Origin of the sequence: Pseudofrankia coriaricola (genome assembly GCF_001854805.1) — a bacterium.
Taxonomy (GTDB): Bacteria; Actinomycetota; Actinomycetes; order Frankiales; family Frankiaceae; genus Pseudofrankia.
The window spans coordinates 158,933-166,348 of record NZ_MBLO01000222.1 but is presented as its reverse complement, the minus strand read 5'-3'; the positions used below and the strand labels follow the sequence as shown (position 1 = coordinate 166,348).

General features: G+C 70.0%; 6 protein-coding genes and 1 pseudogene. 6 read left to right on the top strand and 1 reads right to left on the bottom strand.

All coding sequences use genetic code 11. The features are described 5' to 3' along the window. From BCD48_RS52540 to BCD48_RS27150, 6 genes and pseudogenes are all read left to right on the top strand, one after another. Positions 1 to 126, top strand: a pseudogene (locus BCD48_RS52540) (IS5 family transposase); the annotation flags it as partial. Positions 127 to 920: 794 nt separating this feature from the next. Next, on the top strand, positions 921 to 1,139 hold the full coding sequence (locus BCD48_RS47305; RefSeq protein ID WP_083419261.1) for a hypothetical protein: 219 nt from the start codon (positions 921 to 923) through the stop codon (positions 1,137 to 1,139). Positions 1,140 to 1,297: 158 nt separating this feature from the next. Beyond that, on the top strand, positions 1,298 to 2,140 hold the full coding sequence (locus tag BCD48_RS27165; RefSeq protein WP_071051197.1) for an alpha/beta fold hydrolase: 843 nt from the start codon (positions 1,298 to 1,300) through the stop codon (positions 2,138 to 2,140). A 26-nt stretch (positions 2,141 to 2,166) separates the two neighbouring features. Then, positions 2,167 to 2,997, top strand: coding sequence for an alpha/beta hydrolase (locus tag BCD48_RS27160; protein WP_241842015.1), 831 nt, complete (start codon positions 2,167 to 2,169; stop codon positions 2,995 to 2,997). Further along, positions 2,994 to 3,395: an alpha/beta fold hydrolase gene (locus BCD48_RS27155; protein ID WP_071051195.1), complete on the top strand. Its 402-nt coding sequence runs from the start codon at positions 2,994 to 2,996 to the stop codon at positions 3,393 to 3,395. The genes BCD48_RS27160 and BCD48_RS27155 overlap by 4 nt, the downstream gene beginning before the upstream one ends. 99 nt (positions 3,396 to 3,494) lie before the next feature. Next, complete coding sequence (locus BCD48_RS27150) at positions 3,495 to 4,280, top strand: MBL fold metallo-hydrolase (RefSeq protein WP_071051194.1); 786 nt, start codon at positions 3,495 to 3,497, stop codon at positions 4,278 to 4,280. Positions 4,281 to 4,600: 320 nt separating this feature from the next. Here the strand turns inward: BCD48_RS27150 and BCD48_RS27145 are convergent, their stop codons facing one another. Next, positions 4,601 to 7,378, bottom strand: coding sequence for an ATP-binding protein (locus BCD48_RS27145; protein ID WP_274536582.1), 2,778 nt, complete (start codon positions 7,376 to 7,378; stop codon positions 4,601 to 4,603). Between the last annotated feature and the right edge of the window lie 38 nt (positions 7,379 to 7,416).

The window sequence follows — 7,416 nt, the reverse complement described above, 5'->3', positions numbered from 1 at the left end:
CGCCGCCTCGCCCGCGACTACGAAGCCCACCCCACCCGTTCCGAAGCCATGATCCACCTTGCCATGATCGACCTCTTGGCCCGCCGCGCCACCGGCGAATCAACCCCAACCTGGCGAGGAACATGAATCCGAATTAAACGAAACCCGCGGGATCGAACACCCACTTATCCGCGGCGGCGTCGCGGCCGCCGTCTCGAGGAGGTCCTCATCGCCGAGGTCGGGGCCAGGAGTCCTCGTCGTCGGATCGCAAGTGAGTCGTCCCGTCGCTCAGCTGATGAATCTTCCTATTTGCCGTGGCCCGAAACGTGGATCGTCGAGTGCCACCGCAGAGAGAACGCAGGACCTCGCATTTGTGATGCGAGTTCGTCGTGATGACGAGGCGTCGTGGCATGTCTGGCGCGCGCAGGCGCTCTGACCAGGACCGTCACCGCCAGCCGGTGGGTTGGACGATGTGCGGGGCCGCCTGTGTGTGGTGTGGGGATGTAGCGGTAGTGAGGCGCCGGTAAGGCTGCCACGCCGCCGGACTCCGTTCGCCGATCTCACGCTGCGTTACGGCCCGTCGAACGGCACCAACGGATCGATGACGCCGACGTGACGCCGAACGGAACGACACAGGCCAGCACTGTCACGCACAGTACGGGATGAGCGTACGGCGACGAACGCCTATAACACCTCGCCCGCCAGCAAGGACATCACTAAACGGCACGCCACGGCATACGGCGAATCTCTACGACAACCCGCATATGTCAGGGAGAGTCATCCTCACAGTCCCCGGGCCATGGGTCCGAGCCCCACCCGCCCCACCACGCTGCGTGACGAGACATCTAACCTGGGCGAATAGGTTAGTTCTGTGAACCCTCGTTGGGTCGAGGTGCGGGAACGCCGAGGCCAGAGGCCAGTGCTCCCGGTTCGAATCCCAGTTGGCTCCAGAGCAATCGACTACAGCGAGTAGATATGCGCGGCCTCGCGGCGAGCGAGCCACGGTCGCAGGCACAACCACGGGCGGGCCGCTGGAGCGGCTGTTCCTCTCCCATCGCACGGTCGGCTCGCACCTTCACCGGATCTTCCCGAATCTCGGCGTCACTGGGCGGGCGCAGCTCGGTGCCGCGCTCGCCGCGCTCGGCTACGCGGCGGACTAGCCCGGACCCGCGACCCGTCCTCGTGACCACGACGGCTCGACCGGCCGAGATTCGACCGACCAAGACTCAACCGGCTGACACAGTCAACATGCGGATTCGCGCGCGCGGTCGACGGCACACGCTGAGCAGGCAGTTTCGAGACCTGCTCAGGAGGACTGATGAACTGGCCGAGCCCACCCAGGACCCACCTCGCGACACTGCGTCGCAAGCTCGCCGTCGCGGCCGTGACGGTGCTGACCGCGCTGGTGGTCGCCGCCGTGCCGGCAGCCTCCGCCGGTGCCTCGCAGTCAGGCGCACCGAAGCCGACGATCGTCCTCGTGCACGGGGCGTTCGCGGACGCCTCCGGCTGGAACGAGGTCGTCGAGCGGCTGCAGCGCAGCGGTTACACCGCCTATGCGCCGGCCAACCCGCTACGCGGCCTGGCGTCCGACGCGGCGTACATCCGTTCGTTCCTGTCCACCGTCCGGGGCCCGATCGTGCTCGTCGGGCATTCCTACGGCGGGGCGGTGATCACGAACGCGGCCACCGGGAACCCGAACGTCAAGGCACTGGTCTACGTCGCTGCATACGGTCTCGACCAAGGCGAGTCGGTGGCCGCGGCCAACTCGCTCGGCGGTGGGCACACCGACCTCACCGAACACCTTGTCGTGCGTCCGTTCCCCGGTTCCGGCGACCAGAACGGCGACGCTTACGTCGACCCGGCCGAGTTCCCTCGCATCTTCGCCGCCGACCTGCCGCGGCAGGAGGCTGAGGTCCTCGCGGCGGCCCAGCGACCCGGCGTCCTGTCGTCGCTGCTGGAGCCGTCGGGCGTGCCCGCGTGGAAGAAGATCCCGTCCTGGTACCTCGTCGCGTCCAACGACAACCTGATCCCGCCGGTGGCGGAGCGGACCATGGCGGCGCGCATGCACGCGACGACCGTCGAGATCGCCAGCTCCCATGTGGCGATGATGAGTCATCCCGCCGATGTGGTTCGTCTCATCCGCGCGGCGGCCGGGCGATGACGGCCTCGGAAGCGCCACGGACCATCGTGTTCGTTCACGGGCTCTGGCTCACGTCCGAGTCGTGGCAGGGATGGCGTGCCCGGTACGAGGCCGCCGGGCACCGCACCCTCGCGCCGGAGTGGCCAGGCATGGGCCTGCCGCTCGACGAGCTTCGCCTGGCGCCCCGCGCGAGCCGGGTCGGCCTCATCGAGATCGTCGACGCCTACGCCGCGGTCATCAACCAACTCGACGAGCGACCCGTCATCATGGGCCACTCGATCGGCGGCCTGCTGGTCCAGCTCCTGCTCGACCGCGGCCTCGGCTCCGCCGGCGTGGCCATCTCGCCCGGCGGCGTCAAAGGCGTCGCGCGAATCCCGCTCAGCACCGCCCGCAGCGGCCTGGCCGTCCTCGGCAACCCGGCCAACACGCGCCGCACCGTCGCGCTGACGAGGCGCCAGTGGCACTACGCCTTCGCCAACACGCTGAGCCGCGCCAAATCGGACGAACTCTGGGAACGGTACAGCGCCCCGACGCCGGGCCGGCCGCTGTGGCAGGCGGCGACCGCGACCCTCAACCCTCGCGCCGCCAACAAGGTCGACCTGCACAACGCCGACCGGCCTCCGCTACTCATCCATGCCAACACCGCCGACCACACGGTGCCGGCCTCGCTCGCCCGCGCGGCGTACAAGGTGCAGCGCAAGACGGGTGCCGTCACGGAGATCCACGAATTTCCCGGTCGGCCGCACCTCACCGGGCTCGTCGAGGGCTGGGAACAGGTAGCCGACGACGCACTCGACTGGGCGCTGGGGTTCCCGACCGGACCTATCGCGGCACCCGCCACGACCGCGACCGCGCACCCCATAGGGAAACACCGATGAGCTTCGTGACCACCGCCTACGGTACCGACATCTACGTCAAGGACTGGGGTGAAGGCCGCCCCGTGATCCTCGCCCACGGCTGGCCGCTCAGCAGCGACAGCTGGGAGGCACAGCAGTACCACCTCGCCGAAAACGGATTCCGGGCCGTCGCCCACGACCGGCGCGGCCACGGCCGCTCCACCCAGACCTGGCACGGCAACGACATGGACCACTACATTCCCACGCTGGTTATCCACGGCGACGACGACCAGGTCGTGCCATTTCCTGTCGGGGGCGGGGCCTCCGCCGCGATCGTCAAGGGCGCGGCCCTGACCGTCTACGAAGGCGCTCCGCACGGCATCACCGACACCCACAAGCAGCAGCTCGCCGACGACCTGGTGCAGTTCGTCAAAAGCTGACCGGCAGCGCTCGCAGGGGCCGGAGCGCTCCGGCCCTTGCGAACGCGCCGCATCGGCACCGGTGAGAGGTCACACCACCCCCTGGGAGGACGTACAGCCATGAAGGACATACGAGTGACGCACATAGGCGGTCCGACAACGCTCATCGAGGTGGGCGGCTGGCGCATTCTCACCGACCCGACGTTCGACGCACCAGGGCGCCGCTATTCGTTCGGCTGGGGCACCAGCTCCCGCAAACACACCGGCCCGTCGCTGCAACCCGACGACCTCGGCCAGGTGGACGCCGTACTGCTGACGCACGACCATCACGCCGACAACCTCGACGACCGCGGTCGCGCCCTGCTCGCCCGAGTGCCGTCCGTGATCACCACGCGGCCCGGGGCTCGCCGACTCGGCGGCACCGCGCGTGGCCTCGCGCCCTGGGAACACACCGAACTCGAAGCGCCGGGGCGGAACACCATCACCGTGACAGCAACCCCCTGCCGCCATGGCCCCCCACTGAGCCGGCCCGTCGCCGGGCACGTGATCGGGTTCGCCCTGCGTTGGGCGCGGCAGGAACACGGCGTCTTCTGGATCACCGGCGACACCGTTCTGTACCGGGGCCTCCGGCAGGTGCCACGCCGGCTGACCGTCGACACCGTGCTGCTCCACCTCGGCGCGGTCCGGTTCCCCATCACGGGCCGGCTGCGCTACAGCATGACCGCGGCCGAGGCCGTAGAACTGTGCGCACTGCTGCGTCCGCGCACAGTCATCCCGGTGCACTACGAGGGCTGGGAGCATTTCAAGCAGGGCCGCGAGGCCGTCGAGAAAGCATTCGCGAATGCGCCCGACGGGCTCGGCGAGCGTCTGCACTGGCTGCCCCTGCATCCCGCAGAACACGCCTGACCCGGATCCCAATACGCAGTGCGTGCGGTGCGGCTCGCGGGGATGCCTCGTGACCTGCATCGTTTGCTTCGGGCCTGGGGACGGGGACGTGTAGCCGGGTCGGGCCGACCAAAAACCGAGGTGGCTGCCTGTCGGTGCCGCCGCGAGACGGTGGATATTCGGTCGACTCCCTGAATCGACCAGCTCGTGCACGACCTGGCCAGCCACGACACTGACGACGACATCGCGCTCCTGGCCGTTCAGATCGCCGGCGGAGCGAGACCGCCCGACGGCACCCGACAGCCAGTCGGTCGACTGCGTCTGCCCGCGTCGGACGGCCGTCAACTGGCTGAGTAACCGCGCGCGGCGAGCGCTTCAACGAGCTGCGTCCGCCCCCTGATGCCGAGTTTCGGGAAGATCCGGTAGAGGTGGGAGCCCACGGTGCGATGGGAGAGGAACAAGCGCTGGCCGATCTCGCGGTTGCTCAACCCGGCCGCCGCAAGCAGCGCGGTTTGCAATTCCTGCGCCGTGAGCTGCTCCGCCGAAGGCAGCACCCGTCCCACGCTGTCCTCGCCGGCGGCGCGGAGCTCCTCTCTCGCGAGCTTGCCCCAAGCCACAGCTCCGAGCCCGTCGAAGCCGTCGCGGGCGGCGCGCAGCGGAACCCGTGACTCCAGGATGCGCTTGCGTCTGCGTAGCCATGCCCCATGAGCGAGCTGCAGCCGAGCACGGTGCACGGGCCAGGCGCCGAGGTCCATGGCCAACGCGCGATCGAACGCCTGGCCGGCGTCGGCCTCCGGCGCCAGCACCGCTCGGGCATAGGCGAGCGATCGGTGCAGCATCGGCGAGGGGAAGCGCGCGGCGCGCGCCTCGGACCGCGAAACGATCTCCTGGATCTCGTCCCGCCGACCCGAACGGACGGCTGCGTCGGCGAGATCTGGCAGTGCCCATCCCGACATGTCGATGTGGTGCGTCGGGTCGGCGGGGTCGAAGACCCGGGCCAGGATGTCGAGCGCCTCGTCGTAGCGCCCGGCGGCGTTCGCCGCCACGCCTCGCGCGTGCTGTGCCGCCTCGGCGGCGAAGCGCACCCCGACGACGAGCGGGCTGGCGAGTACCGAGTCCGCGAGCCGGAAAGCGTTGTCGCTGTCGCCGCGCATGGCCTCGTGCAGCGCCTGGCTCGACCGGGTGGCGCAGACCCAGAAGTGGTCGCCCGTCTCCTCGGCCAGCGTCTCGGCCTCCTCGAGCTCGGCCCAGACGGTCGGCCACCGGCCCAGCCACAGGCGGATGAAGCCGGCCGAGGCCATCGTGCGGGCGAGCAGCGCGGCCCGGCCCTGAGCGCGGTACCCGGCGGCTGCGGCGCCCATGAAGGACGACGCCGTGACGAAGTCACCGAGGATCAGCGCCGCGCCGCCGAGGAAGTGTAGGCCGTCGATGTCGGTGCGGTCCGGTACCAGGGTCGGGAGCCGCCGCAGGACGCCCGCGCCGAGCACGTCGGACTGCGCGTACGCCTCGATCGCGAGCGTCCGCGGGTCGTCGTCGGGTAGGCCGAGGGTGCCGAGCACGGTGGTGACCCGGGCACCGACGTCCGGGGGAAGGCTCGCCCACCAGCAGCGCGAAGCCGCCCGCCAGCAGAGCGCCGCCGCGAGGTCGGTGTTCCCGGCCGCCCGAGCCTCGGCGGCGAGATCGCAGAGCGCGTCGATGCGCCCGGTATCCCGCACGTCTCCGGGCTCGACGACGTCGCGTACCAGCGCCAGCCGCCCCCGATCGACGACATCGACCTGCGCCGGGTCCACCTTCGCGACGAGCTGCACGGCAACGACCCGGTCGTGCAGCTGCGAGGCGAGTTCGGCCGCCTGCAACAGCAGGGACGAGCGCCGGGCCGGATCGTCGGCGAGTTGTGAGGCTCGGTCGAGATCGCTGACCGCGACACCGAGCGCACCACGTTCCATGGCTCGACCGGCAGCCGCCTCCACCTCGTCGCACGCCCGTTCGTCCGGGCCCAGCGTTGCGGCGGCGCGGTGCCACGCACGGCGGTCGGGATCGTCGGACCATGCGTCGGCGAGCGCGGAATGGATCGTCAGCCGCGCGAAGTCCGGCACGGACCGGTAGACCGCCGACCGAGCGAGCGGGTGTCGGAACCTCAGGCGTCGTGCCTGAATCCGTACGAGGCCGGCTTCGATGGCCGGCTGGATGTCGCCGGTCACGACCTCGCCGCTGGTCAACGTCCGTGCCGTGGTCAACAGGACCGGTAGCGGGCATCCGGTGTCGGCGGAGAACACGGCAAGCACCGCGCGGGTCGGCTCGGGCAACCGCGAGAAATGGCCCGCGAACGCGCTTTCCAGCCGTTCGTTCAGCGGAAGGAGCTCCGGCAGGTCATCGCCACGCTGGGCGGCGGCGGTGAGGCAACGGGGCAGCTCCACTAGCGCCAGTGGATTGCCAGCCGCCTCGGCGAGTATCCGGTCCCGGAGGCCGGATGTGAGCCAGGGGGCGTTGTCCGCAAGTACCCGGTGCGCGGCCGCTTCGTCGAGCTCTGCCACACGCAGCTGACCGAGGCCGGTTCCGGCGAGGACGTCACTGTGCTGTGTGCGTACCGCCATCACCGCGGCGATCGGCTCGGCAGTGAGGCGGCGCGCGACAAAGACGAGGACGCCGAGAGTCTCCGGATCCAGCCAGTGAGCATCCTCGACGAGGATGAGCAGCGGAGTTCGTGCGGCCCTTTCCCCGAGCAGCTCGAGGACCGCTAGGCCGACGCTGAACAGGTCCGGCCGGCTGTCTTCATGCCCGAACGCGCCGCGTAAGGTTCGCTGCAATCTGGGGGTCAGTGCCGCCAGGTCGTCGAGCACGGGACCGAGCAGCTGGTGCAGCCCGGCAAACGGCAACGTCGACTCCGCCTCCGCGCCGTTTGTCGACAGGACGGCAAGGCCGAGCTCGACGGCGCGGCGCCGGGCAGCAGCAAGGATCACCGTCTTGCCGATGCCGGCATCTCCCCGCAACACCAGTGCCGATCCCTGACCTGCGGCCGCTGCGACAAGTAGGCGGTCCACAGCGGCCAGTTCACGATCCCGACCGTGCAACGCGCATTGTCCGCGACGCGGAGTCGGCCGCGTTCGCGGCCCGGACACCACGGCATCCGACCCGGCATTCGCCTCGGCATCGATGG